At 65.9% G+C, this 25731-nt stretch carries 25 protein-coding genes and 1 pseudogene; 11 read left to right on the top strand and 15 right to left on the bottom strand.

Annotation, left to right across the window (positions count from 1 at the left end):
* Positions 1–32: 32 nt before the first annotated feature.
* From AAFP30_RS06825 to AAFP30_RS06800, 6 genes are all read right to left on the bottom strand, one after another.
* Entirely contained in the window at positions 33–1421 is a 1389-nt protein-coding gene (locus AAFP30_RS06825; protein WP_419229112.1) for an MmgE/PrpD family protein, read from the bottom strand.
* 21 nt (positions 1422–1442) lie between these two features.
* The gene (locus AAFP30_RS06820; RefSeq protein WP_419229111.1) at positions 1443–2909 is read right to left on the bottom strand and encodes an aldehyde dehydrogenase; all 1467 of its coding nucleotides are present in this window, start codon (positions 2907–2909) and stop codon (positions 1443–1445) included.
* Between the two features lie 57 nt (positions 2910–2966).
* On the bottom strand, positions 2967–4037 hold the full coding sequence (locus AAFP30_RS06815) for a zinc-dependent alcohol dehydrogenase family protein (protein ID WP_419229110.1): 1071 nt from the start codon (positions 4035–4037) through the stop codon (positions 2967–2969).
* A 31-nt stretch (positions 4038–4068) separates the two neighbouring features.
* Positions 4069–4602 carry a cupin domain-containing protein gene (locus tag AAFP30_RS06810; RefSeq protein ID WP_419229109.1) on the bottom strand — a complete coding sequence of 178 codons (534 nt, stop codon included), beginning with the start codon at positions 4600–4602 and terminating at the stop codon, positions 4069–4071.
* Between the two features lie 207 nt (positions 4603–4809).
* Entirely contained in the window at positions 4810–5193 is a 384-nt protein-coding gene (locus tag AAFP30_RS06805; protein WP_419229108.1) for a DUF2255 family protein, read from the bottom strand.
* Positions 5194–5246: 53 nt separating this feature from the next.
* On the bottom strand, positions 5247–5963 hold the full coding sequence (locus tag AAFP30_RS06800) for a nitroreductase (RefSeq protein ID WP_419229107.1): 717 nt from the start codon (positions 5961–5963) through the stop codon (positions 5247–5249).
* Positions 5964–6029: 66 nt separating this feature from the next.
* On the opposite strand from AAFP30_RS06800, the gene AAFP30_RS06795 reads away from it, so the two are divergent.
* Positions 6030–6854: an IclR family transcriptional regulator gene (locus AAFP30_RS06795; RefSeq protein WP_419229106.1), complete on the top strand. Its 825-nt coding sequence runs from the start codon at positions 6030–6032 to the stop codon at positions 6852–6854.
* A gap of 293 nt (positions 6855–7147) precedes the next feature.
* Positions 7148–8548 (top strand): MmgE/PrpD family protein, encoded by a 1401-nt coding sequence (locus AAFP30_RS06790; protein WP_419229105.1) that lies wholly within the window; start codon positions 7148–7150, stop codon positions 8546–8548.
* Between the two features lie 19 nt (positions 8549–8567).
* On the opposite strand, the gene AAFP30_RS06785 is transcribed toward AAFP30_RS06790, so the two are convergent.
* Genes AAFP30_RS06785 through AAFP30_RS06775 form a run of 3 tightly spaced genes read right to left on the bottom strand, consistent with a single transcriptional unit; the run spans position 8568 to position 10045 of the window.
* Positions 8568–8792 (bottom strand): hypothetical protein, encoded by a 225-nt coding sequence (locus AAFP30_RS06785; protein WP_419229104.1) that lies wholly within the window; start codon positions 8790–8792, stop codon positions 8568–8570.
* Between the two features lie 18 nt (positions 8793–8810).
* Positions 8811–9134, bottom strand: a complete 324-nt coding sequence (locus tag AAFP30_RS06780; protein WP_419229103.1) for a carboxymuconolactone decarboxylase family protein — start codon at positions 9132–9134, stop codon at positions 8811–8813.
* Entirely contained in the window at positions 9131–10045 is a 915-nt protein-coding gene (locus AAFP30_RS06775; protein WP_419229102.1) for an alpha/beta hydrolase, read from the bottom strand. Before AAFP30_RS06775 ends, AAFP30_RS06780 begins: the two co-directional genes overlap by 4 nt.
* Positions 10046–10198: 153 nt before the next feature.
* On the opposite strand from AAFP30_RS06775, the gene AAFP30_RS06770 reads away from it, so the two are divergent.
* Positions 10199–11080: a helix-turn-helix transcriptional regulator gene (locus tag AAFP30_RS06770; protein ID WP_419229101.1), complete on the top strand. Its 882-nt coding sequence runs from the start codon at positions 10199–10201 to the stop codon at positions 11078–11080.
* Here the strand turns inward: AAFP30_RS06770 and AAFP30_RS06765 are convergent.
* On the bottom strand, positions 11077–11589 hold the full coding sequence (locus AAFP30_RS06765) for a cupin domain-containing protein (RefSeq protein WP_419229100.1): 513 nt from the start codon (positions 11587–11589) through the stop codon (positions 11077–11079). The two genes, AAFP30_RS06770 and AAFP30_RS06765, sit on opposite strands and share 4 nt — an antisense overlap.
* A 151-nt stretch (positions 11590–11740) precedes the next feature.
* Between AAFP30_RS06765 and AAFP30_RS06760 the strand changes: the two genes are divergently transcribed.
* The gene (locus tag AAFP30_RS06760; RefSeq protein ID WP_419229099.1) at positions 11741–13063 is read left to right on the top strand and encodes an MFS transporter; all 1323 of its coding nucleotides are present in this window, start codon (positions 11741–11743) and stop codon (positions 13061–13063) included.
* Between the two features lie 71 nt (positions 13064–13134).
* On the opposite strand, the gene AAFP30_RS06755 is transcribed toward AAFP30_RS06760, so the two are convergent.
* A complete protein-coding gene (locus tag AAFP30_RS06755; RefSeq protein ID WP_419229098.1) occupies positions 13135–14628 on the bottom strand; it encodes an MFS transporter in 1494 nt (497 codons plus the stop codon).
* Between the two features lie 99 nt (positions 14629–14727).
* Between AAFP30_RS06755 and AAFP30_RS06750 the strand changes: the two genes are divergently transcribed.
* Positions 14728–15207 (top strand): MarR family winged helix-turn-helix transcriptional regulator, encoded by a 480-nt coding sequence (locus tag AAFP30_RS06750; protein ID WP_419229097.1) that lies wholly within the window; start codon positions 14728–14730, stop codon positions 15205–15207.
* A 41-nt stretch (positions 15208–15248) separates the two neighbouring features.
* A complete protein-coding gene (locus AAFP30_RS06745) occupies positions 15249–16064 on the top strand; it encodes a mycofactocin-coupled SDR family oxidoreductase (RefSeq protein WP_419229096.1) in 816 nt (271 codons plus the stop codon).
* Here AAFP30_RS06745 and AAFP30_RS06740 read toward each other — a convergent pair whose 3' ends face one another.
* On the bottom strand, positions 16065–16943 hold the full coding sequence (locus AAFP30_RS06740) for a LysR family transcriptional regulator (RefSeq protein WP_419229095.1): 879 nt from the start codon (positions 16941–16943) through the stop codon (positions 16065–16067). It lies immediately after the preceding gene.
* Between the two features lie 127 nt (positions 16944–17070).
* On the opposite strand from AAFP30_RS06740, the gene AAFP30_RS06735 reads away from it, so the two are divergent.
* The 3 genes from AAFP30_RS06735 to AAFP30_RS06725 all read left to right on the top strand — a co-directional run bounded on the left by AAFP30_RS06735 (position 17071) and on the right by AAFP30_RS06725 (position 20548).
* On the top strand, positions 17071–18651 hold the full coding sequence (locus tag AAFP30_RS06735; RefSeq protein WP_419229094.1) for an aldehyde dehydrogenase (NADP(+)): 1581 nt from the start codon (positions 17071–17073) through the stop codon (positions 18649–18651).
* A 45-nt stretch (positions 18652–18696) separates the two neighbouring features.
* The gene (locus tag AAFP30_RS06730; RefSeq protein ID WP_419229093.1) at positions 18697–19719 is read left to right on the top strand and encodes an LLM class flavin-dependent oxidoreductase; all 1023 of its coding nucleotides are present in this window, start codon (positions 18697–18699) and stop codon (positions 19717–19719) included.
* A 109-nt stretch (positions 19720–19828) separates the two neighbouring features.
* Positions 19829–20548, top strand: a complete 720-nt coding sequence (locus AAFP30_RS06725) for an SDR family NAD(P)-dependent oxidoreductase (protein WP_419229092.1) — start codon at positions 19829–19831, stop codon at positions 20546–20548.
* A 7-nt stretch (positions 20549–20555) separates the two neighbouring features.
* Here AAFP30_RS06725 and AAFP30_RS06720 read toward each other — a convergent pair whose 3' ends face one another.
* Genes AAFP30_RS06720 through AAFP30_RS06710 form a run of 3 tightly spaced genes read right to left on the bottom strand, consistent with a single transcriptional unit; the run spans position 20556 to position 24028 of the window.
* Positions 20556–21896 carry an MFS transporter gene (locus AAFP30_RS06720; RefSeq protein ID WP_419229091.1) on the bottom strand — a complete coding sequence of 447 codons (1341 nt, stop codon included), beginning with the start codon at positions 21894–21896 and terminating at the stop codon, positions 20556–20558.
* Positions 21897–21927: 31 nt separating this feature from the next.
* Positions 21928–22911, bottom strand: coding sequence for a PDR/VanB family oxidoreductase (locus AAFP30_RS06715; RefSeq protein ID WP_419229090.1), 984 nt, complete (start codon positions 22909–22911; stop codon positions 21928–21930).
* Position 22912: 1 nt separating this feature from the next.
* The gene (locus AAFP30_RS06710) at positions 22913–24028 is read right to left on the bottom strand and encodes a Rieske 2Fe-2S domain-containing protein (protein ID WP_419229089.1); all 1116 of its coding nucleotides are present in this window, start codon (positions 24026–24028) and stop codon (positions 22913–22915) included.
* Positions 24029–24152: 124 nt separating this feature from the next.
* Here AAFP30_RS06710 and AAFP30_RS06705 point away from each other — a divergent pair, with 124 nt between their 5' ends.
* Together AAFP30_RS06705 and AAFP30_RS06700 are read left to right on the top strand one after the other, a co-directional pair.
* Positions 24153–24740, top strand: a complete 588-nt coding sequence (locus tag AAFP30_RS06705) for a PadR family transcriptional regulator (protein ID WP_419229088.1) — start codon at positions 24153–24155, stop codon at positions 24738–24740.
* A 69-nt stretch (positions 24741–24809) separates the two neighbouring features.
* Positions 24810–25694 (top strand): annotated as a pseudogene (locus tag AAFP30_RS06700) (EamA family transporter); the annotation flags it as partial.
* Positions 25695–25731: the final 37 nt, after the last annotated feature.

Raw genomic sequence — 25731 nt, 5'->3', positions numbered from 1 at the left:
CACTCTCCCATCCGCTCTCAGGTCATCTGAGTCTAGCCAGCCACCAGCAACGCCACCAGATCCGCAGCCTTCACCGACGGATCGGTGTTCTTGATCGCCGCCAGCAGCGCCTCGGTCTGCTTAGCGCCGAGGTTGGTCGTGGTGAGATCACGGAACTTGGCGTCCGAATCCTCCTGCGACATCGGATTCGGTGCCGATCCGACGGAGTCCTCGACGAAGATGTGTTCGGTGGAGCCGTCGGTGAAGGTCGCGGTGATGTCGGCGACCATCTTGGTCGGATACTTCTTGTCGAGCTCGGCATCGACATGGATGCGCAATCGCTGTGCCAGTTGGGCGATCTCGCCCTCGGGTCCGAGATCCAGGGTGCCGGCCATGTACTGCCGGTGGGTCTCATAGCCGTTGCCCTTGCCCAGCGTCGACAGCGCGAACTGAAACGGCAGGCTGTACTGCAGATGCTCGATCTGTTGCGGCGCATACGCATTGACGTTACTGTTGCCGACGACCACATCGCCGCTCTCCCGGATACCCAGGTCGACGTGGTCGATCTCGGCGGCACGCGCGGTCAGTTGGCGGGCGCCGTCGATGAAGGCGTGGTTGAACGCGCAGCAGCAGTACGGCTTGAACAGCGGATCTGCGATCTCGTACGGCCTCGTCAGCGAAAAGTACTCGGTGTCTTCGTCGTTGAGGTCCTTGACGACGAAGGTCTGGAAGAATCCCTTGGCACCGGCCAGGAATCGGGCCGGTCCGGTGATACCGGCCTCGGCCATCTCCGCGGCGCGGATGCCGTTGCGGGCACCGATGCCCGAGTGCACGCGCTTGATCGAACCGCCCGACGAGGTGTACTCGGTGGTGCCGGCGCAGTGGCTGAACGCGATCGCGAGTGCGTTCAGCGTGGTCGGCAGGTCGAAGCCGCGCATCTTGGCCACCACCGCGGCGGTGCCGAACGGGGAGAGCACGGCGTGCGGATGGAAGCCGCGGCGTAGCAGATCCGGAGAAGCCAGGGTGCCGATGCGGGTGTAGACCTCATAGCCGGCGACGATGCCCTCGATCACCTCCCGCATGGTGGCGCCCATCTCTTCGCCGACGGCCAGCGCGGCCGAGATGACCGCGCTGCCAGGGTGACTCAGGCTGGCCGCGTGCGCGTCGTCGTACTCGAAGCTGTGGCCGAAGGTGGCGTTGACGAACGCGGCGTCGCTGGCGCTCATCGCTTCCCCGGACAGCGCCACCCGGGCGGTGCCCGGCGCGTGGGTGCGCCGGGTCAGATCGGCAACCGCCTGGCTCCACGGCAGGGTGGCGCAGCCGACCTGCAGGCCCAGCTGATCCTGCATGAGGCGACGAGTGCCGTCGAGGGCGTCCGGAGTGAGCTGGTCGTAGTCGAGATCGACGACCAGCCGGGCGACGGCTTCTTCGATGGAGGTCATGAAAAGTCTTCTCCTACAGAACTAAGTGAGTTTCGCGAGCAGATCGGCAGGCAGTCCGTACGACTTGAGTTCGACGTAGGCGTCGAACCCCTCGAGTCCGGCTTCGCGGCCGATGCCGCTGTTCTTGAAGCCACCGATCGGGGCGTGGAAGCCGACACCGCTGCCGTTCAATTCGACGGTGCCGGTGCGGATGTTGCGAGCGAACGCGAGGGCGTGTTCCGGGTCGGCGGTGAACACCGAACCGTTGAGCCCGTATTCGGAATTGTTGGCGATGTCGATCGCCTCGTTCTCGTCGCCGAAGGTGTGCACCGTCAGCACCGGGCCGAACACCTCTTCCTGCGCGATCTTCGCGTTCGGGTCGACGTCGGCGAAGATCGTCGGCTCCACATAGAAGCCACGGTCCAGGGCATCCGGACGTCCGCCGCCCACAAGGAGCTTCAGCCCGGCGGCCTTGGCATCGTTGACATAGCCCTCGACGCGCTCACGCTGCACTGCGCTGGCGACCGGACCGATCTCGGTGGCCGGGTCGAACGGGTCGCCCACCGGCATCGAATGAACCATGTCGACGAGGCGGTCGAGCAACTCGTCACGACGCGAGGCGGCGACCACGATGCGGGTCTTGTTGCTGCACACCTGACCGGTGTTGCGCAGAGAGAGTGCCCGGATCGACGGGATCGCGAGGTCCAGGTCGGCGTCGTCGAGCAGCACCGCCGCCGACTTGCCGCCCAATTCCAGCGTGCAGCGTCGCAGATCCTCGCCGCACAGCGCGCCGATGCGGCGGCCGGCGGCGGTGGACCCGGTGAACGAGACCTTGTCGACGCCGCGATGGCGGACGAGGTACTCGCTGACCTCACGGTCGGCGGGCACCACGTTCACCACGCCGTCGGGCAGGCCGGCCTCGGCGAGCAGATCGGCGAGCAGGTAGGCGTCCAGCGGGGTCTGCGGCGTCGGCTTGATGATCATCGTGCAGCCGGCGAGCAGCGCCGGGGCCAGCTTGATCATCGTGATCAGCAGCGGCGCGTTCCACGGCACGATCGCCGCGACCACTCCGACCGGCTCCCGCGTGACCAGCGCATTGCCCGTCGCGGACTGCCGGATGTCGCGCCAGTTATACTGCGGCGCAAGCGCGATGAAACTGTTGAGCAGCAGTCGCGGACCAATCGACTGCATCTTGGTCGACAGCGTGATCGGACAACCCATTTCGGCACTGACCAACTCGGCGGCGTCGTCCTGGCGCTCCTCGAGTTTCGCGCTGAGCTTGCGCAGCACCGCGATTCGCTCCTCGAGCGCCATCCGCGGCCACGGGCCCTGGTCGAACGCCGCCCGCGCCGCGGCAACTGCCTTGTCCATGTCGGCGGTCGTGCCCTGCGGTACCCGCGCGATGACTTCCTCGGTCGACGGTGAGATCACCGCGAAGGTCTCGGCGGACTCCGGGTCCACCCATTTGCCACCAATGAACAGCTTGTCGTAGTTGCCTTGCCAGACCATGACGTTCTCCTTGCTACACAGATTATTTCAGCGCTGCCGCGCGCGAGTTGCGAATCGTCAGAACTCGATGACGGCCTTGCCGCGCGTCTGCTTGTCGAACTCCTTATAGGCCTGTTCGGCGTCCTCGATGTTCCAGCGGTCGGTGAACACGGCGTCGACGTCGATGCCGTGTGCGGCGACGAAGCGCGCGCACTCCCCCATCCCCACGTTGGAGAAGGTGTAGGAGCCGATGATCGAGATCTGCTTGATCACGATGTCGGGCGACACGTCGAGGTCGATGTTGCCGCCGAGGCCGACGAGCGCGATCCGGCCCCACACACCGAGCGCGCGGGTGGCTGCCGCGCGGGCGACCGGCGCACCGGAGGTCTCGATGGCCACGGACGCACCCTTGCCGCCGGTGATCTCGCGGATCGCTTCGATGGGATCGGTGGCGCTGGAGTCGACGATGTGGTGCGCGCCGATTTCCTTGGCACGGGCCACCCGGTCGGCGGCGATGTCGACGGCGATCACCTCGGCACCCATCGCGGTGGCGAACTGGATCGTCGACTGTCCGATCGGGCCGAGGCCGAACACCGCCACGGTGTCACGACCGGTCACGTCGGCGCGCTTGAGTGCACCGAACGCGGTTCCGGTGCCGCACGCGATGGCGGCGCCGGCCGAGAACGAGATCTCCTCGGGCATATGCACGAGCGTGCGTGCAGGCACCACCATGTAGGTCGCGTGCCCGCCGTGCGCGGTGGCGCCATAGATGGTCGCGCCCTGTTCGCACATCTGCGTCCAGCCGGTGCGGCACAGGTCGCAGTAGCCGCAGCCGTCGTAGTGGAAGACCATCACTCGATCGCCCGGTGTGAAGCTTTGCTGATTGACGTTCGAGCCGACAGCGGCGACGACACCGCACGGCTCGTGGCCCGCGATGATCGCCGGGTTCTCGTCCATGCCGCGCGAGGCGAAGTCCTTGAAGCCCAAAGCTTTCAGTGCTGCGCCGGGCGGATCGCGATAGAACTTCAGGTCGCTGCCGCACAGGCCGGATGCCTTGATCTCGATGACCACATCGTCGGGTCCGGGCGTCGGGTCGGGGAAATCGGTGACCTCGAGTTCACGGTCGCCCTTGAACACCACTCCGCGCATTGTTCTGCTCCTTCTGCCTTGTCGGCGCGCCTCAGCGCGTTCCGCTCACCATGGTCGCGACAAGGGTGACCGGCTTCTCGGTGCGATTGCTCCAGATGTGCTTGACGCCGCGGGTGACAAAGGTGTCGCCGGGCTTCAGCAGGGTCTCGTCGGTCTCGGTGACGGCATACAGTTCGCCCTCGATGATGGTGACGACGTCGACGGTGTCGGTCTCGTGCCACACCGCGGCCTGCTCGTCGCCGGCCCCGCCGTGCGAGTCGGACCCGTGGAAGGCGTCGAGCGACGCGGCGTAGGCGTCGGCGTCGAACTCGCTGTCCGGCGGGAACACCGCGATCCGGACGACGAGGCCACCGTTTGGCGGATCAAGGACCGGCTCGGTGCCGACGGTGGATTCGCTGTTGACCTTGGCCGGCAGGCTGTCGATCTGCCATAGCTCGTTCACGGTGAAGCCGGGCTGGGCGGTGCGGACGACACTGTCGGAGTCGGACACGATGCTCGACTTGCCGTTGGCGTCGAGTCCGGAGACGACGATGCGCGACTGGACGGTGAGGTGCTCTCCACTCATGACATTCCTGCTTTCTCAAGGTGTTTCGAATGATTGCTGATCTGAGGTTCGACGGTCGCCGATGGCGACGCGGTGGATTCGCTAGGCCACGGGACACTGTTCCCTATGACTGCCATCACAGTAATTTATATATTATGCGGAGTCAATGGGTAGCTTGAGATTGTTTGCCGGAGCGCGACTCCAGGGCTCAGAGAGGTTGCGACAGAATCACATTGGCTGCGTTGCAACCTGTACAAGTCGGACCGTCGACTCAGCAGACGGAGCATCCAACATGGGTTTCAAAGCTCCCGGCTGATTGTGATACTTCGCCCGATAGGCCTCAGCGACTCGGTCGTTGGCCTGCGCATCGGTCACTCTCTCCAGCGTCGCATCGGACTCAAAGTTGCCGACCTGAACGCGAGCGGTGCCGGCGGTCGCGTGGCGATACCACGCACCGTCGGCACCGTAGGCAGATCGGATATAGAGGTCATCGTCGACGCGGACCACCCAGATGGGAATCCATTTGCGGAGCGAACCATCCTGCCGGTGGCTGGTGATGTGCAGTTCTTCGCTCTCGCCGATGAGGTCGAGTTGTTCTGTGCTCCAGGTCATAGGAACGACGCTAACCGCGTCGCATCCGGATAGGGAGAGGCTGCCAGCAACCCTCAGTCCTCGACCCAGGTGACCACTTCGTCCAACGCCGCCCGGCGGGTGCGGTAGCTGTTGGCCGGATGCTCTTCGTCGGCATAGCCAAACGAGATGCCCACCAGCACTTTTCGGTCCTCGGGGATATCGAAGTATTCGCGCAAGAAGTCCGACTGGCCGGCCAGCGCGGCCTGGGGGATGGTCGCGATACCCAGGCTTCGTGCCACCAGCAGGAAGGTGGCCAGATAGAGACCTGCGTCGACCGCACCGTAGGTGCCCTGCTCGGCGTCGGTGGTGATGAGGGCGACGTGCGGGGCGCCGAAGAACCGGAAGTTCTCGAACGCCTGCCGCGCCGATGCCTCACGATCACCGCGCGCCACTCCGACCGCCTCGTAGAGTTGCCAGCCGCTTTCCCGACGACGATCCCGGTATACGCCGGTGTACTGCGCCGGCGCCGGGAAGTCGAAGGACTGGCCCGGATGGTTTCGCACGTGCTCACCGAGCGCGGTGCGCAGACGATCGGTGGCATCACCCGAGGTCACGATGACCTGCCAGGGCTGGGTGTTGCACCAGGACGCGGACCGCTGGGCGGTGGTCAGCAGCCGTTCGACGAGTTCGCGAGGGAGCTGATCCGACGTGAAGGCGCGGCAACTCCACCGCTCGTCGAGGAGCTGACTCAGGACGTCGGCGGCGGGCTCAACCGCGGGCGACAAGGTGGTTTCGTTCGGTGCGACCATTCCGAAATAATACATAGTGCACTATCGTGCGTCTAGGTTCTACGTGAAACATGGATGGTGACGGCGATGGCGACGCGCAACGATTCGATGATCGATCGGGTGATCGAGGTGCTCGAGGCGGTCAAGACCGCCGGTACCCCGATGACCGCTTCGGGGGTGGCACGCACTACCGGCATTCCGATGCCGTCCACCCACCGCATTGTCAATGAACTGGTGCGCACCGGAATCCTGGAGCGAGACCCCGACTTCACGCTGCGGATCGGCATGCGCCTGTGGGAGATCACGGCGCGATCGACACCGGTGCTGACCCTCCGCGACATCGCACTGCCCTACCTCGAAGACCTCCTCGCCGTGGTCGGGGAACCGACGCTGCTCTCCGTCCTCGACCGCAACGACGTGGTCAACATCGAGACGCTTACCCCTCGGCAACCCAGTGCTACCAACGTGACCCAGCCGGGTGTTCGGCTCCCGGCATTGGTGTCGTCCCCTGGCATCGTGATGACCGCCTTCGCACCGTCCGCGGTCCGCGAAGACATCCTGGAGACCGGCAAGATCACCCGATTCACCGCCCACACCGTGGTCGATCGGGCCGAGTTACGGCGCATCGTCGACGACACCCGGCGGGTCAGTCATGCGATCGTCCCGCGCTGGATGTACCTCGACTCCACTGGCATCGCCGTGCCCATCCTGCGCGAGGACGGCACCGCACTGGCCGCACTGTCGGTGACCAAGCCCTACGACGTCGGCGTGCCCAGCGACCTGCTGCCCGCCCTGCACACCACCGCCCGCGGGATCGCACGCGCGGTGCGTGCCGGCACTGCCCGTCCCTCCGCCGACCCCGAAGTCGCGCTCCTCAAACAACGCCTTCGCCACGCCACCGAGGTGAAGTAGCCCCCGCTTCCTCCGCTTTCGCTGGTCGAGTAGCCCGCGAGCACCACCCCTCCGCTGGTCGAGTAGCCCGCGAACGCCCCTCCCCCCGCTGGTCGAGTAGCCCGCGAGCGCCAGCGAGCGAGCGTATCGAGACCACCAGCGGCACATGCGATCTCGATACACTTCGTCGCTATCGCTCCTCGTTACTCGATCAACGGGGGAGGGCCTCTTCCCGATCAAAAATGGACGATCCCTTCTCGCTAACCGAGAAACCGGGTACCGCCGGCGTGACAGGTGCCACACCATCAAACACCATGGCCGCGTTCACCATTGAGAACTCCGAAGACCCCATGTCCACCCTGTGCCGCATGGCACTGGAGACGACCTACGACGACCTGCCCGACGAGGTGATCACCCATGCCAAGCACACCCTGCTCGACGGCATGGGCGTCATGATCGGCGGCTCGGGGATGGACGGCATCCCCGAGATCGTCGAACTCGTCAAGGAAAAGGGTGGTGTCGACCAGACGCCGATCCCGTTCTACGGCGGCCGCGTCCCGGCCGCCGAGGCCGCGCTCGCCATCGGACCGATGCCGCGCGCCATGGATTGTGGCGATCTGCACGAAGAGGCCGGCCACATCAGCGAGTACATCGTCGCGAGCCTGCTGGCGGCCACCGGTCTCCGGGACACGTTGAGCGGCAAAGAGTTTCTCGCCGCCCTCGTCGTCGGACAGGAGATCCTCATCCGGATCGGGTCGGCCTACAAGGTGATCAGCACCGCGGTGAAATCCAATGACTGTGGCGGGCACTACATCTTCGGTGCGGTCGCCGCCGTCGGCAAGCTCATCGGACTCACCCAGGAACAGCTCGAGAACGCACAGGGCATCGCGCGCACCATGACCCAGCCGCACACCATGGGCATCTACGCGCCGGCCACCCTGATGGTCCGGGTGCATCACGGCCTGGTGTGCCAGTCCGCGATCACCGCGTGCCAGCTCGCGCAGAAGGGCATCACCGGTCCCCGGCAGTCCGTGCTGTTGGGGCCCAACGGTTTCCTCCGCACCGCGCACTGGGAGACCGACCCGGATGCGCTGACCCGAGGCCTCGGCGAACACTGGGAGATGACCAGGATCACCACGAAAGGCTATAGCGCCTGCTACTTCTCACACTCGTCGATCGACGGGATCATCGGCCAGATGCGCGATCACGGCTTCGACGCCGACGACATCGCGAGCATCCACATCGAGGTGTCGACGTCGGGGTGGCGTGCGGTCTGCGAACCCGTCAACCGCAAGTGGGACCCGCAGACGGTTCCCGAATGCCAGTTCAGCCTGCCGTACGCGGTGGCGACGGCAGCCGTCGACAAGCAGGTGTTCCTCGACTCCTACAGCGAACGGTCACGATCCCGCGACGAGGTTCGCGAACTGATGACGCGGATCACCGCGGAAGAGACACCGGCCGTGTCGGATTGGGGTGCACGGGTGCACACCACCCTGCGTGACGGTCGACGGATCGACACCGAACACGTCTACGTCAAGGGTCATCCCGACAACCCGTTCAGCGAGCAGGACTTCATCGACAAGTTCCGCATGTGTGTCCCGTACTCTGTGGTCCCGGTGAACATCGATGTCCAGGAGTCGATCATCAAGCACGCTCTCGAACTCGAACACAGCGTCGACGTCGTCGACGAACTCCTCCTCCCCCTCGTTCCCTGACCCAGGGACTATAGGAGAGTCAGACTCCGTGCCCGTGCTTCCGTAGATCGACGGTGTGCGTCGAGTTCTCCAGCGCCGTAACGGTTACCGTGCCGAACACGCCGGTACGGTCGAACATCTGGGCGGCGCACGCGGTCATCTGGAACGGTGTCGGATCGGCATCATCGACCACCGGGAGCGGGAACTGCCACAGCGCCTTCCGGCCGTCGTCGTGCCGTCGGTGGAAGAGTGCCGGACCCGTCACGAAAGAAGTCCCTTCTGGTCAGCCGCGTGCTGCGACAACCTCTTGCAGGATAACCGCCGCACTCACCGCGCTCGGCCAGCCCGCGTAGAACGCCAGATGCGTCACGATCTCGCTCAGCTCCGAGCGCGAAACACCGTTGTCGAGAGCGCGATTGAGGTGCGAGCACAGTTGATCGGGCCGGTGCTGCGTGATCAGCGCGGCAACGGTGATGAGGCTACGGTCACGCGGGGACAGTTCCGCACGCGCCCACACATCTCCGAACAGGACCTCGTCGGTGAGATCGGCCAGTTTCGGAGTGATCTCACCGACGAGTCGCTGTGCCGCCGACGGCTGTTCGGTCACTTGGCCGCCAAATGCTCGTCGAGGAACGGCTTGATCTCACTGACCGCGCGGTCCACGTATTTCGGAACGTCGTAGAAGTCCATGTGGGTGCCGCCGTCGACGACGACCATCTTCTTGGTGCTGTTGAGCTTCGCGTGCAATTCGGTGGAGTGCCACAGCGATCCGGCCTCGCTGCCGGCGACGATGATCACCGGTTTGGTGAACAGGTCCTCGACGAGGTTGAACGCGTCGAATCCCATAATGCGGGGAATGCTCGCCGAGAGCAGATAGGTGTTCTGCGCGTTGGGATGCTGGGCCCGCGGGGTCAGGTAGTACTCGGATGCCTGCGCGAGGTCGTAGGGAGTGTCGTCGTCGGGTTCGGCCGGCACGTACGGCGCGGTCGCCACCTCGCCGCCTTCGGCTTCGGCGGTGCGCTGCTGCGCCACCTGATCGAGCATCGGTGCGGCTGCCGAATCGGGATCGAGGCCGTACCAGCCCTGCCGCCAGGCGGTGCCGATGTTGAGGGCGCTGACGGTGGCCACCGCGTTGACGCGATGGTCGGTCATGGCGGCGTTGATGGCGTACCCACCGCCCGCACAGATACCGACCACGCCGATCCGATCGGAATCGACATAGTCCAGCGACTGCAGATAGTCGACCGCGGCGCGAACGTCCTCGACGCGGGCATACGGGTCCTCGAGGTGGTGGGGTTCACCACCACTCTCGCCCTGGAACGAGGCGTCGAAGGCGAGGGTCACGAAACCCTCGTCGGCGAACTTGCTCGCATACAGTCCCGCGGTTTGTTCCTTGACGCCGCCACCGGGGTGAACGGTGACGAGCGCCGCATACTTCTTCGACGCATCGAAGTCCGCGGGGGTGAAGAGATTGCCGGCCATGCTGATCGGGCCGCTGGGGAAGGTGACTGCGTCCACGTGGTGCTCCCTGTGTGGTGGTTGGTGGTTCGAGCCGTGCGGCTCACTGACAGAACTCATGCTGCCGCGCGACAACGACGCGTGGCAGAGTGCGGTTATAGGGGGGACCAGCAGCCCCTCCCCTTTGTCGGCAGAAGTTTCTACGGTGGAGTCATGGATATCGCCAAGGACATCCGCGACTTCTTGATGGCCCGTCGCGCCGAGATCACGCCGGACCAGGTCGGTCTGCCGGCGGGCGGACGTCGTCGTGTGCCCGGTCTGCGACGCGAAGAGGTCGCCCAACTCGCCGGCGTCAGCACCGAGTACTACACCCAGATCGAACGCGGTGGCGTCGTCGGCGTCTCCGACGAGGTGCTCGGCGCGATCGTGTCCGCGCTGCGGCTCTCCGACGAGGAGACCTCGCACCTGTTCGATCTGGTGGGCGCAGCAACCGCGAAACGCACCGCCCGCAAGCCCGCCCGGCGAGCGGGAAAGAAGGTGCCGCAAGGTGTTCAGGCTCTGATGGACTCGATGGTCAACGCGCCGGCAATCGTCATCAACGGCCATCTCGACATCGTCGCCGCCAACGCGCTCGGCCGCGCCGTCTACCAGCCCGTCTTCGATCACGCCGGAACTGCGGCGCCGAACATCGCCCGATTCACGTTCCTCACAACCGATTCCGACGAGACGTTCCCGAATGGGAACCGATCCGCCGACGATGCCGTCGCGCTGCTGCGCGTCGAGGCGGCAAGGTCTCCCAATTCGCCGGCCGTCACCGGGCTGATCGGCGAACTGGCCACCCGCAGTGACGAATTCCGGGTTCGGTGGGCCGCCCATCGGGTGACCGCGCATCGTCGTGGCACCAAGCTCTTCCAGCACGCCGACGTGGGCGAGCTGACGCTGCAGTACGAAGTGCTCGACCTCGCGAGCGCCGAAGGCCTGGCCCTGATCGGCTACACCGCCGAACCCGGCTCGACGACCGAGCAGGCACTGCGCCTGCTCGCGAGCCTCGTCGCCGACGAACACCCCGCCACCCCGGTCACTCTGCACGATTAGCGGTCGGCCGAGACCATCGTCGACACGACCGTCGCCGGTTGTCCCGATCGGTTGTGCCAGGCATGCGCGGTGCCGCGTTGCACGAAGCAGTCACCGGCCCGGAGCAGGGTCTCGGCGGTCTCCAGGACCGCGTAGACCTCACCGGAGACGACGGTCACGACATCGACGGAATCGGTGCGGTGCATGCCCGGCACGCCGGTGTTCTCCGGTTGCCGCCCATAGACGTCGGCAATGGCGGCGGCGTAGGCGACCGCATCCATATCGCTGTTGGGCGCAAACGTGCACATGCGCACCACCAGCCCACCCCGCGGGACATCGACAACCTCGCCGGTCAGCGCGTTGTCGGCATCGACACTGGACGGCAGCATGTCGGTACGCCACAAATCCATCACCCGCGAACCGTCCGGGCGCCACGCCCACGTCTGGGTCGGCCCATCGGCCACCACCGCGGACCGTCCTGCCGCGTCGGTTCCGGATACGACGACCCGCGCGGTTGTTTTCTCACTCATCGAGAGATTCCTTTCTGTGACTTGTTTCGCATTATGCACAATGTATCGTGTGATCTAGCTCGCAGTCAGCGAGGTTTCCGAGACAGCGCACAGAGCCGATCGACTCACCTGGCGCTGACCAACCGCACACCACCCGCCCCCGGAGGATGTCGTGACCACACCCACCCGCACCCGATCCCGCAGCGGCCTCGCCGTCGCGGTCCTGTGCTTCCTGACGATCGTCGCCGACGGCTATGACATGGTCGTCTACGGCGCGGCACTACCCAAGATCCTCGACGAGCCGGGCTGGAACCTCAGCCACGGCACCGCCGGACTGATCGGCACGTGGACCCTCGCTGGTCTGATGGTCGGTTTCCTCACTGCCGGTCCGCTGACCGACCGCATCGGCCGCCGCAAGGTGATGCTCATCGGCGTCACCTGGATCTCGGCCGGCTCGATGTTGTCGGCGGTCGCGATGAACGTCGAGATGTTCGGTGTGGCACGGTTTCTCACCGGCATCGGCATCGGTAGTGTGGTCCCCTCCGCGGTCGCACTGACCATGGAGTACGCCCCGCGGCGGCGGCGCCAGCTCTACAACGCGACGATGCTCACCGGCTTCTCCTTCGGCGGCATCCTGGCCGCGCTGAGCGCCATGTATCTTCTCCCGCACCATGATTGGCGAGTCCTATTCGGTCTCGGCGCAGCCTTCCTGATCCTCATCCCGATCATGTACTTCCGCCTCCCCGAATCGGTCGGGTACCTTGCCGCTCGCGGCCGCGACGACGAAGGTCGAGCTCTCTCCGCCGAATACGGTCTCGACTACGACACCGTCGTGGCAACCGTTCGCGCCCAGACCGATTCCGCGGCACAGGCACCCGGCATGCGTCGCCTGTTCGAGCGGCCGCTGGTCTCCAAGCTCATCCTCTTCACCGTCATCAGCATCTGCGTGAACGTCGTCGTGTACGGGCTGAACACCTGGGCCCCGGCGCTGATGCGCGAGCAGGGTTACGCACTCGACTCGGCACTGACGTTCATGTTGCTGCTGCAGGCCGGTGGTGTCATCGGCGCGATCGCCGGCTCGTATTTCGCGGACCGCGTCGGCTGCGCTCGAGTGGTGACGGTGTTGTTCCTCGTTGGCGCGGTGTCACTGCTGGTGCTGAGCAACAAGCTCGACACCATCTGGGTGATGATCGCGATCCTGGGCGCCGGCATCGGCGGCACCGGAACCAACTCGGTGCTCTACGGATTCGTCGCCACCAACTTCCCCACCGCCAACCGTGGTTCGGCACTCGGAGTGGTGATGGGTCTCGGCCGTATCGGCGCGATGCTCGGCCCGGCGATGGCCGGCTTCATCCTCGAGGCCGGGCTCGGCGCGAAGATGAGTTTCTATGCCTTCGCGATCCCCGCGATCATCGGTGCGCTGCTCGTGACCGCCGTGTCGCTGCAGGGACGACGTCGATCCCCGGCGGATGAGCGGACGCTGGTCGCCGCCTGATCAGCTTCCGCTCCCTCGTTGCGAATCCGCTCCCTCGGTCGAGGGAGCGGATTCGGCTTCGAGGAGCGAGATCACTCGGCCGCAGCGGCAACACTTTCCGCTGCGGGCGCGGCGTCGGATCGCTTCCGCGCCACCGGAATGATCAACGTGATGGCCACGCCGATGAAGGCCGCGACCGCGCCGATCAGGAAGCACCAGCGGAACGCGCTGTGGCTCGGTACCTCGTGGCCGCCGAACTCCATGGTCGAGCTGGTGAGCACCAGCGCCATCACCGCCGACGCGGTGGTGGTGCCGATCGACCGCATCAACCCGTTCAGGCCCACGGCGGCACCGGCCTCGCGGATCGGTACCGACCCCATGATCAGGGTCGGCATCGCCGCGTAACCGATACCCACACCGGCCGAACAGATCAGCGACGCGACAGCCAGCTGCCACGGCGCGTTCATCAGGAAGAACGCCCCGAGGTAACCGAGGCCGAGCACCGTCGCACCGATCGCCATCGTGTATTTGGCGCCGAGCTTGTTGATGAACGTCGCCGACACCGGCGCGAACACCAGCATCATCAGACCGCCGGGCGCCATCCACAGGCCGGCGGCCAGCAGAGTCTGGCCCAGACCGCCCATGGCTTCGGGGATCTCGAGCAGCTGCGGCATCACGATGGCCTGGGCCATCATGCCGAAGCCGATGGCGATCGCGGCGAGGTTGGTCAGCAGGACCGCCGGCCGGGCCGTCGTCCGTAGGTCCACCAGGGGATCGCTGTGGTGGAGTTCGAAGAATCCCCACACGACCAGCAGTGCCAGACCGCCGAACAGCAGTCCGAGCGTGGTGGCCGAGCCCCAGCCCCAATCGTTGCCCTTGGAAACGGCGATCAACACGCCGGACAGACCGAGCGCGAGTCCGATCGCGCCGATGATGTCCAGTCGTCCACCGTTGCTGTCGTCGAGATGCGGAACAAGCACCGCCACCAGCAGCACGACGATCACCGCGAGACCCGCGGACACCCAGAACAGCGCGCGCCAATCCCATTGCTGCGCAACCCACGCCGACAGCGGGAGGCCGATCGCGCCGCCCACGCCGAGGGTGGCGCTCATCGCGGCGACCGCCGCCGACGTCAGCCGTGGCGGCGTGATCTCCCGCATGAGGCTGATGCCGACCGGGATGAAGCCCATCGCCAGACCTTGAATCGCGCGGCCGACGATCATCGGGATGAGTGTGGTCCCCAGGGCACACACCAGCGATCCGATGACCAGCAGGATCGCGCTGGCCAGCAGGACCCGCTGTTTGCCGAACATGTCGCCGAGCCGGCCGGCGATCGGCATCGCGACGGCCGCAGCGAGCAGCGTGGCGGTGACCACCCAGGACGCGTTCGAGATCGTCGTATTCAGCAGGGTGGGCAATTCCGGCTGGATCGGGATGATCAGCGTCTGCATCAGCGACGCGACCAGGCCACCGAAGCACAGGACGATGACCGCAGTCAGCGCCGCGCCGGTGTGGCCTTCTTCGGCCGATGCACTGTGCGGCAGCTGATCCACGGGTGTCGCGTCACCGGATGGTGTCGAAGTCATGGCAATCCTCCTAGAGGATATGTACGTTACATATGTACTATGCACATGACCAGCTCACCGGTAGATTGTCGGCTGGGTCACATCAGGGAGGTCGGGGTCGTGGGGCACATTGACGATGACTCGATATGGCCGTCGCCCGTCTACGGGGAACTCGCGGAGGAACTTCTTCGGATGGGGCGACGGAAGACCAATGTCGTCGCCGGTGCCCGGCTCGAGGCATCCGCGTTCGCCATTCTGTGGGTTCTCTCCGACGGGCGGCCCCGCACTCTCCGCGACCTGAGCGAAGAGCTCGATCTCGACCAATCCACCGTCAATCGCCAGGTCAACGCCGCAATCCGGCACGGCTACCTCGAGCGCTTCGAGGTCGCGGGACAAGTATCTCGACGGCTGCGCCCGACGCCGGAGGGTATCGAAGCGTTCGAGCACGACGGGCGGATTCGCGCCGACCGGCTGAAACGGGTCTTCGCGGACCTGGATCCCGGCTCACCGGAGGCACTGCTGCACGAACTGCGCGCCTTCAACGACGCCTACGAACGAACCGTCGCCCACCAGGGCGATCCGGCTCTGCGCCGCGCCTGACGGCATCAGGCACCCACCCCCATTCGAAGAGAGAAACAACCATGGCTCGACTCGACGGCAAAGTTGCCTTCATCACCGGCGTCGCCCGCGGACAGGGGCGCGCCCACGCGGTGCGCCTGGCCCGCGAGGGCGCCAAGATCATCGGCGTCGACATCGCCGGGCCGCTCCCGGGTGCGGTCCCCTACGACCCGGCGACCCCGGAGGACCTCGAGGAGACCCACCGTCTGGTCGAGGCCGAGGGCTCGCAGGCCCTGCTTTCTCGCTGCGACATCCGCGACCTCGACGGGTTGAAGGGCGCCGTCGACGGCGGTGTCAGCGAGTTCGGCGGGCTCGACATCGTCGTCGCCAACGCCGGCATCTGCCCGCCGCAAACCTGGGACGAGATCAGTGGCCAGGATTTCGCCGACGTCATGGACATCAACGTGACCGGCACCTGGAACACCGTCATGGCCACCGCCCCGCATGTCATCACACGCGGCGGCGGCTCGATCATCCTGATCAGTTCGGCGGCCGGCCTCAAGATGCAGCCGTTCATGGTGCACTACACGACCAGCAAGCATGCCCTGGTCGGCATGGCCCGAGCGTTCGCCGCCGAACTCGGCCAGCACAACATCCGTGTCAACACTGTGCATCCCGGCGGCGTCGCCACCCCGATGGGCTCGGGCCGCATGGTCGAGCGGCTGGAGAAGACCGCCGAGTCCAACCCGCGCCTGCAGGGGATGGGCATGGGGTTCCTCAACCAATTCGTCGCCGAAGCCGACGAGATCGCGAACGTCGTCGCGTTCCTCGCGTCCGACGAGTCGAAATTCATGACGGCCCAACGCGTCGGCATCGACGGCGGCAGCACCGTCTTCTGATCAGAATTCCCGCGAGGCCGCGGTCAGCACATCCATCATCGTGCCGACCGCGGCCTTCGTCGATGGCCTCGTCAGTGCCTCGTAGACACGTGCCGCGCGAATTCCTTTGATTTCCAACAGTTTCACTCGGGGGTCTCGAGCGGCGTACCGCGGCATCAGCGCGATCCCGTGGTGACCCGCGACGAGCGCCTCGATTGTCGAGAAGTCCAGCATCCGCTGCACCACCCGCGGCGCCACCCCGGTGACCGCCGAAATCGACAGCAGCACATCGTCAACCGGAAAGCCGCCCTGGACGCTGATCCAATCATGCTCGGCCAATTCCTCAACCGCCACCGATTCCCGCTCGGCCAGCGGCGAATCCCCCGACACCACCACGTCGATCGGCTCGCGCATCAGCTCGGTGACCTGCACCCGCGGTAGCCGCACCGACGCGGTGCGCTCGTCACGGTGCGTCACGACGATGTCGAAGTCCGCCAACGCATTCGGCGCTTCAGGATAGCCGACGTCGAGATGGGAGGCATGGACGTCGATGCCTCGCTGCGCCGCCCGGTCGAGCACCGACGGCAGCAGCAGCGTGGCACCGGACGGGAACATCGCCAGCCGCACCGACACGTTCCCGGATCGGTATGACGCCATCTCCTCCTGCGCCCGATCCACCGCCGCGATCACCTCGTCGGCCCGCAAGACCAATGCACGCCCGGCGTCGGTCAACCGGATACGACGACCATCCTGCTCCAGCAGCTCGACCCCCGCCTCCTTGGCCAGCACCCTCAGCTGCTGCGACACCGCCGACGGTGTCATGTGCATCGCGTCGGCCACCGCCCCCACCGACCCCCGGTCGGCAAACTCCCGCAGCACCCGCAGCCGCTTGACATCCATGAGGTCAAGTTACAACGGCCCGTAGCCGGATCGCGGGCGCCAAGGGCGCTGTCAACGCAACCCCCGGCGTCAGCCGGCAATAACCAACCGCGGCCAGTGCGTGGCCCAGTCGCGGTACCGTCGAACCATGCCAACGCCGTCTGGACAGATGATCATCGCCGGTTCTTACGAGTCCGGCACCGGCATCAACGCGATCCTCGCCATCAACCCGGCGACCGGCGAGCAGCTCGAACCCGCGTATCGGTACGCGACCATCGTCGGGGTCACCGATGCGACGACGGCCGCAGCCGAGGCCTTCCCGACGTACCGCGCGACGACCTCCGAGGCCCGCGCGGTTTTCCTCGACACCATCGCCGACAACCTCGACGCGGCTGCCGACCCGATCATCGAGCGGGCGGTCGCCGAATCCGGGTTGCCCGTCGCCCGGATCACCGGCGAGGTCGCCCGCACCGCAGGCCAGCTCCGGCTGTTCGCCGCGGTCCTCCGCGAGGGCAGTTGGCAGGGCGCGCGGATCGATCCGGCGCTGCCCGATCGGAAGCCGTTGCCCCGCCCCGATATTCGACAACGCAAGATCCCACTCGGACCGGTGGCGGTATTCGGTGCGAGCAACTTCCCGCTCGCCTTCTCCGTCGCGGGCGGCGACACCGCCTCCGCACTCGCAGCGGGGTGCCCGGTCGTCGTCAAAGCCCACGACGCCCACCCCGGCACCTCCGAATTGGTCGGCCGGGCGATCACCGATGCGGTGTCGTCCACCGGCATGCCTGCCGGAACGTTCTCACTCATCAACGGCGGCAACGAGATCGGCGCCATGCTCGTCACCGATCCGCACATCAAGGCGGTCGGGTTCACCGGGTCCCGCGCCGGCGGATTGGCACTGGTCCACGCCGCGGCATCGCGACCCGAACCGATCCCGGTCTACGCGGAGATGAGTTCGATCAACCCCGTCTACCCGCTCCCCGGCGCCCTGGCCGAACGTGCCGAAGAACTCGGCGAGGCCTTCGTCGGGTCGCTGACCATGGGCTCCGGACAGTTCTGCACCAACCCCGGGCTGGTCATCGCGGTCGACGGCCCCGATCTCGACCGGTTCGTCACCGCCGCGGCCAAGGCCCTCGGCGACACCAGCCCGACACCCATGCTGACCCCCGGCATCGCACGCGCCTACGCATCCGGCGTGCAGCATCTGGCGGCCGCCGCAACCACCGAGGCCCGCGGCCAGGAGGAACCAGCCGGACCACACACCTGTCGCGGTGCGCTCTTCAGCACCGACGCCGCAACGTTCCTGTCGACCGACGAATTGCGTCAGGAGGTCTTCGGCGCCTCCAGCGTCGTCGTTCGCTGTCAGGACGCCGCGGAACTGGTCGCGGTCACCGATGCGCTTGAAGGCCAGCTGACCGCGTCGCTGCACAGCACCGACGACGATCTCGCCCAGGCCGGTGACCTGATGTCGCATCTGGAACTCAAAGCCGGACGAATCATCTTCAACGGCTGGCCCACCGGCGTCGAGGTGTGCCACGCGATGGTGCACGGCGGTCCATATCCGGCGACCTCCGATCCGCGCAGCACATCGGTCGGATCCCTGGCCATCGAACGTTTCCTCCGGCCGGTGGCGTACCAGAACACGCCCGCCGACCTCCTGCCGGCGCCCATCGCCGACGGCAATCCGGACCAGATCTGGCGCCGCATCGACGGCCGACTGAGCCAGGACTGACCACCCGAGGGAATTAACCGGACCGAAGTACCATTTACTACAACTATGAGCAAGAAGATCGGTTTCCTCTCGTTCGGGCATTGGTCCGACGCCCCCGGCTCGCAGGTGCGAACCGGTGCGGACACACTCCTCCAGTCCATCGACCTCGCGGTCGCCGCCGAAGAACTCGGCGCCGACGGCGCCTACTTCCGCGTCCATCACTTCGCGCGCCAGTTGGCCTCCCCGTTCCCGCTCCTCGCGGCGGTCGGCGCCAAGACCGATCGCATCGAGATCGGCACCGGCGTCATCGACATGCGCTACGAGAATCCGCTGTATATGGCCGAAGATGCCGGCTCCGCGGACCTGATCTCGGAAGGCCGACTCCAGCTCGGCATCAGCCGGGGATCCCCCGAGCAGGTCATCGAGGGCTACAAGTACTTCGGGTACGTCCCGCCGGAAGGGATGACGGACGCCGACATGGCCCGCCAGCACACCGACGTCTTCCTGAAGGTCATCGAGGGCAACGGCTTCGCGCAACCCAACCCCCAACCGATGTTCCCCAATCCCCCGGGTGCACTGCCGATCGAGCCGCAGTCACCGGGACTGCGCGACCGCATCTGGTGGGGCGCCGGCTCTCGTGCCACCGCCGAATGGACGGCGCAGCAGGGGATGAACCTGATGAGTTCGACGCTGCTCACCGAGGACACCGGCATCCCGTTCCACAAGTTGCAAGCCGAGCAGATCGACCGGTTCCGTGACGCCTGGACCGCGGCCGGCTGGACCCGCGAACCCCGAGTGTCGGTGAGCCGCAGCATCTTCGCCATCACCAACGACATGGACCGCGCATACTTCGGGCGCAGCGGCGACGAGGACGATCAGGTCGGCTACATCGACGGCGGAATTGCCCGCTTCGGCAAGAGCTACGCCGCCGAACCGGACAAGCTCGTCGAGCAACTCCGCGAGGACGAGGCGATCGCCGCTGCCGACACCCTGTTGCTGACCGTGCCGAACCAGCTGGGTGTCGACTACAACGCCCACGTCATCGAGTCGATCCTGAAGTACGTCGCACCAGAACTTGGTTGGCGCTGACAGCGTCCCAGGTAATGCGGCACGCACACCGGACTATTCGGGTACCTCCAATACGAGAACGTAGTTCTCGTATATTCGGCGTATGTCGGAGGAACAGAAGACTGCGCTGGTGACCGGCGCGACGAGTGGAATCGGCCGGGCGACCGCACTATTGCTCGCACAACGAAACATCCGAGTGCTGGCGAGTGGGCGCGACCGGGTCCGCGGGAATGCCCTTGTGGACGAGATCCGCGAGGCGGGCGGGACTGCCGATTTCTTGCCTGGCGATCTCAGTGACATCCAGGGTTGCGCCGATCTTGCCGCACGCGCGACCGATTGCGCCGGTCGCGTCGACATTCTGATCAACAATGCGGCGATCGCACCGATGGGCCCAACGAAATCGATGCGCGGGATCGACTTCGATTCAGCGTATGCGGTAAACGTCAAGGCTCCGTTCTTCCTCGTTGCCGCGCTGGCGCCGCCGATGGCCGAGCGCGGCGACGGCGTGATCGTCAATGTGAGCACGATGGTCGCGTCGTTCGGCACTCCAGCGTCGGCGGTGTACGCGTCGAGCAAGGCGGCACTGAATCTGCTGACTAAATCGTGGGCTGCGGAGTTCGGCCCCAGCGGCGTACGAGTCAACGCCGTGGCACCGGGCCCCACGCTCACTGAAGGAACTGCCGAGGCCTTGGGCGAGCGGGGGTTGGATCGGCTTGCACACATGGCCCCCGCACGCCGCGTCGCCAGTCCTCACGAGATAGCGGAAACCATTTGCTTCCTCGCCGGCGACGACTCCCGGTTCATCCACGGTGCGGTCGTACCTGTGGACGGTGGCCGTACGGCAGTGTAGGGCTCGATCAGACCGCAGCGGTGGTTGCGGCCTGGTCCTGCACCGAAACCGAACGCTGCGGGGTCCGCAGCAGGAACAGCGCCACCGCGGACACCGTGACGATCGCTGCTGCACCGAAGTAGAGTTGCTGCGACGACCACCCTCCGTCGAGGAGAGCTCCGGTGGCCATCGGAGCGAGAATGGCTCCGGCACGGCCGATTCCGATCGCCCAGCCGACGCCGGTGGTCCGGATGCGGGGCCCGTACAGTGCCGGCGCGAGGGTGTACAGGCCGGCGACACAGCCGTTGATCAGCGCACCGATCAGCACACCCAGGATGAACGCCACGATCAGCATCGGGGTGGAGAGGATGAACATCACCATCAGCGCCGCGGAGCCGAGGGTGAATCCGATGAGCACCGGGCGCACCGCCCACTTGCTGGTGAGCAGGCCGAAGATGATGGAGCCGACGGTGCCGCCCAGGGTCAGCATCATGCCCGCCGTTGCGCTCTGATCCTTGGTGAGACCGGCTGTTTCGAGGAGCGACGGCGTCCACGAGTTCACGAAGTAGAAGCCGTACATGGTCGCGAAGAAGGCGGCCCACAGTAGCAGCGTCGACCGTAGGCGGCCGGGTGCGAACAGCTCTCCGATCCGCCCGGTCCGGCCGTCGGCGTCGCCGGATGCGGCGGTCAGCGACGCGACCGCAGGTTGGCCGATCCGCGCGGCGATCTTGTTCACCCGGTCGAGGTCACCCGCACGACCGCGGGAGTTGAGGAAGTCGATGGATTCCGGCAGCAGGGCAGCCAGGATCAGCAGCACCAGACCGGTGAGCACCGCACCCACGACAAACACTGCGCGCCAACCGTGATCGGCCATCAACCCGACGGCCGCCAGACCACCAAGCGTCGCGCCGACACCATAGCCTGCGGTGTACACACTGATGGCCAGCCCACGCCACCGCGTCGACGAGTATTCACTCGCGATGACCGTGGTGGAGGCGAGGATGCCACCGATCCCCAGCCCGGTCAGCACCCGCCACAGGCCGAGTTGCTCTGCGCCGCCCGCGGTTGCCGAGAGCGCGGTGCCCGCCGCGGCCATGCCGACCGACAGCAGGATCATCGGCCGACGTCCGATGCGGTCGGCCAGCGGGCCCAGTGACAGCGCACCGACCGCCATGCCGACCAGACCGGCGCTCATCAGCAGGCCGATGGCCGATCCGCTCAGTCCGAAGTCGGCACCGATACTCTTGGCCGTAAACGCCAGTGCCATCACGTCGTATCCGTCGAGGATGTTCAGCACGACGCAGAGGCCGACGATCAGCCATTGGTAGGGGCGCATCGGCGAGACGTCGATGCGGGAACGCAGATCCATGGTGATTCCTTGGGGGAGAGGTATTCTGGGGTCAGTTGAGGGCGAGCGTGATGACGGGTGCGTCGGTCGAGCGACGACGACCGCAGCCACCGGCCACGCGGGATACGCACGCGCACAGGTGGTTCGATGTGTCCTTCTGCTTCTCGCTGAGGAAGACATCGCGGTGGTCGATGACGCCGTCGACCGACACGACATCCACTTGACACAGTCCGCATTCGCCCTTGCGGCAGTCGAACATCATGTCGACGCCTGCGCGTTCGAGGGCGTCGAGCATCGATTCGCCGGCACTCACGGTGGCCTCGATGCCCATGGAGGGCACCTCGACGACGAACTCTTCCGGGTCGAACCATCCACTGTTGCCGAAGGTTTCGTACCGCAGGTTGGGTAGCGGCAGGTCGCGCGTCACCCATGCGCGACGAACCGCGTCCATCAAGCGGATCGGGCCGCACATGTAGAGTTCGGTCTGGTCATCGAGGCCGGCGACCAGGCTCCCGGCGTCGAGCACCCCACCCTCGTCGTTCACCAGCAGCTCGAATCGATCACCATGAGTGGCAACGAGTTCCGGCACAAAGGCCATCGCCTGCCGCGTGCGGCCGACATAGATGAAGCGGTAGTCGACCCCGAGACGTCGGACCATCTCACCCATTGCCTTCAGCGCGGTGATACCGACACCGCCGGCCAGCAGCACATAGGTGCGTGCACCAACTCCGAACGGAAAGTTCTGTAACGGCAACGTGATATCGATCGGATCACCAGGAACCAGCGAGTGCATGTACCGCGACCCGCCGCGTGACGTCGGCGATCGCCGGACGCCGAGGGTCACTGTCGCACCGTCGGCAGCCACCACCGAGTAGGAGCGGGTGTCCCCGTCGGGTAGTCGGACGTCGACATGGCTACCTGGCTCGGCACGCACCGGACGGTCCACCGCGATCACGATCTCGGCGATCTGGCCTGCTGCGGCGCGGGTCGAAATCACCTGTCCACGAGCCCATTCTGCTTGATTGGCGGCGACCATGTCAGCGCACCGCCCCGACGACCGCAGCATCGGCGGTCATCGATCGCTCTGCCTCGACCATCCGTTGGATGAGACGACGGACCCACATGCCGCCGGCGTCGATGTTGAGGTTGTAGAACTCGTGATCCGGGTTGGCCTCGATCGCCTGCTGCTGCGCGGTCAGCATCTCCTCGTCCTCGCCGAACACGCCGTGCACGCCCTCGCGCAGCTGGGTGGTGATGAGCTGGCTGTCGAGGCAGTAGTTGCGCATGAACGCCCAGAAGTACAGCGCGGTGCGCTCGTCGACGGGACTGATCGTGTTCATCACGAAGCCGTTCACGCCTTGGCTCCGATCGCCCTCCGGCGCACCGGTTCCCGCCTTGGCCACTCCGACGTCGATGCGGATCGTCGACGGCACCTCGAACTCGATGATCTGCCACCGGTCGACCTTGCCCTCGAAGCCGGGGAACTTGTCGCGCATGTTCTTGAGCCAGAAGGGCGGTGCGTCGATGTCGTGCATCCAACGACTGACCGTCACGGTGCGGTCGGTGTGGGTGACCACGAAGTCGGACTCGCTCAGTTCGTCCTGCCCGATCGACGACGAGTGTACGAACTCCTCGTGCGTGAGGTCCATCAGATTGTCCAGCACGAGTTGGTAATTCGCGCGCACGTCGATGGTCTGTCCGTCGCCGGCCCACTCGGGGGAGTCCATCTGGAACATGTCGGGGATCAGTGACGGGTCGGCCTGGGTGGGATCGCCGGGCCAGACCCACACGTAGCGGTAGCGCTCGACGACGGGGAACGATGACACCATCGCCGACGGGTTGATGGTCTCCTGCGCGGGCATCTTGGTGCAGCGGCCGGCGGAGTTGAACTGCAGCCCGTGGTACGGGCACTGGATGCCATCGGCACCGATGAGCTTGCCCATCGACAGCGGGGCGAGGCGATGCCAGCAGGCGTCGGCCAAGGCCACCGGACGTCCGTCGGTGGTGCGGTAGATCGCCATCGGTTTGCCCGCGATCGTGCGGGACAGGATCTGCGACCGGCCGACCTCGTGGTCCCACGCGGCGACATACCAGGCGTTGAGGGGGTAGGCCATGTTCTTGGCGGTGGCTCCGGACGGACTGAGGTCGGTCATGCGTGCTCCTTGCGACTCTGGGCTGCGACACTCACTACGGAGATAGTTAGTAAGTGATACGGCACACACAATAACTATCTTCATAGTCTTTGGCAATAGCGAGTCGGCTCGGTTGAATGGGGGCATGAGTCTCCGTCACGCACTCCTGGCGATGCTGACCGCCGAACCCATGACCGGATACGACGCGGCCAAGCGCTTCGAGGCATCCGTCGGACACGTGTGGCATGCGCCCGATTCCCAGATCTACCCCGAGCTCCGCAAGATGGAGAAGGACGGACTCATCGCCGGCGAGCAGGTCCGTTGGGGACCGCGCAGCACCAAGACGCGGTACTCCATCACCGACGACGGCATTGGTGCGCTACGGGACTGGATGAACACCACTCTCGAGTACCAACCGGTCCGCGATCCCGTACACCTGCAGGCCGCCTACTACGAGTGGGCCGACCCCGAGTGCGCCCGCGACCACCTGCGTCGACACATCGACTACCACCAGCAGCAGGTCGACCAATGGGTCGCGATGCGGGAGACGATCCTGGCCACCACCCACCCGAACATCGCCAAACGCCTGGAGAAGTATCCGGCGGCCGACCACGAGAAGATCGTCGCCTACAAGGCCTTCACCTACGAAGGACTGATCGACAAGTCGCGCGCGGAGATCGCTTGGGCGCGGCGAGGATTGGATCTCGTCGACTCCCTGAACCCCGATAATTAAGAGTCTCTACAACGTTAGTCAGAAACAATTCGATTGTTCTGGAACAACAATCCGATCAGACTTCTTGTCATGACAAACCGTGACCGGCTGCTCGCGCTGGCCGTGGTCGCGATGTGGGGGTTCAACTTCATCGCGATCCGGCTCAGCCTCGATCACTTTCCGCCGTTCTTCTGCGCTGCCCTGCGCTTCGCGGTGATGGCGATCCCGGTGATCCTCTTCGTCCGGTTCCCCAAGGTGCAGATGCGCTGGTTCCTGCTCTACGCCGTCGGATTCGGCGTCCTGCAGTTCGCGTTCCTCTTCCTCGCCATGCACATGGGCATGCCGACCGGGCTCGCCTCCCTGGTCCTGCAGACCTCGGCACCGTTCACCGTCCTGCTCGGCGTGTTGTTCCTCGGCGAGCGGATGAGTCCGCTGCAGGTCATCGGCATCGCGGTCGCCGTCGGCGGCATGGTCGCGATCGCCATCGATCGCGCGACGCACAGCTCGCTCGGCATCGGCGCGGTGGTGCCGATGCTGCTCACCGTGCTCGGCGGCCTCGGCTGGGCCTTCGGCAACATCGGCAGTCGCCAGGCTGTATCGACCGGGCCCGCTCGCTCCGCTCCCGGCGCCCGACCCGACGACCCACTCCGCATGACCCTGTGGATGTCGGTGGTCCCGCCGATCCCGTTCCTGATCCTCAGCATCATCGTCGACGGCCCCACGGCCGGCATCGACTCGCTGACCACCCTGGGCACCCATACCGGCATCCTCGCGCTGGTCGGGCTCGCCTACACGGTGCTGCTCGGCACCATCGCCGGCTCCGGACTCTGGACGATGCTGCTCTCGAAGTACCCGGCCAGCCGGGTTGCGCCGATGTCGCTGCTGGTGCCGGTCGTCGGCATCACCGCAGCCTGGGCACTGCTGGGTGAGGCGCCAAGCGTCGTCGAGATCGTCGGTGCGGGTGTGGTGATCCTCGGCTGTGCGGTCGGAGTGCTGGCGGCGCCGGTCAATC

The organism is Gordonia sp. CPCC 205515 (assembly GCF_048537925.1).
Classification (GTDB): domain Bacteria; phylum Actinomycetota; class Actinomycetes; order Mycobacteriales; family Mycobacteriaceae; genus Gordonia.
The sequence above is the reverse complement of the archived record's forward strand: the minus strand, read 5'-3'. Positions and strand labels throughout refer to the sequence as shown.